Annotated in this window: 1 pseudogene; it reads left to right on the top strand. The window is 69.8% G+C overall.

Annotation, left to right across the window (positions count from 1 at the left end):
- Positions 1–414, top strand: a pseudogene (locus EN935_RS40360) (cell division protein FtsK); the annotation flags it as partial.

The following is a 414-nucleotide window of genomic DNA, read 5'->3' on the forward strand; positions in this document are numbered from 1 at the left end:
CGCAGGCAGGAGCGGGACGAGTACGAGCCGGAGATGGAGCAGCGCTCCACCGCCTGGCGCCGCGCCGCCGAACGGGTCGAATCGGCCGAGTTCGCCGAATCGCGAATGAGCCCCGATGGCCGCGCCCGCGTCGAGCCTGAATTCTTCGCCGCCATGGTCAACGACCGCAGCGTCTCGCTCGACCCCGATGATGCCGACATCTTCGACGTCGACGACGACATGGATTTCGAGCAGGACGAGCCCGCCATCCAGCGGCGTGCGGCGCCGACCGCCAAGGTCCAGCCGTTCCGCTCCGATGCCGCCACCCGCGTCGAGGCGCCGGCGCCGCGTCCGGCTCCACGCGCCCGCGTGCAGCGCGAGGCGCAGACATCGCTGATCGGCTCGGAAAAGTTCGAAATGCCGTCGCTGCATTTC

The organism is Mesorhizobium sp. M7D.F.Ca.US.004.03.1.1 (genome assembly GCF_003998635.1).
In the GTDB taxonomy this organism is placed as follows: Bacteria; Pseudomonadota; Alphaproteobacteria; order Rhizobiales; family Rhizobiaceae; genus Mesorhizobium; species Mesorhizobium loti.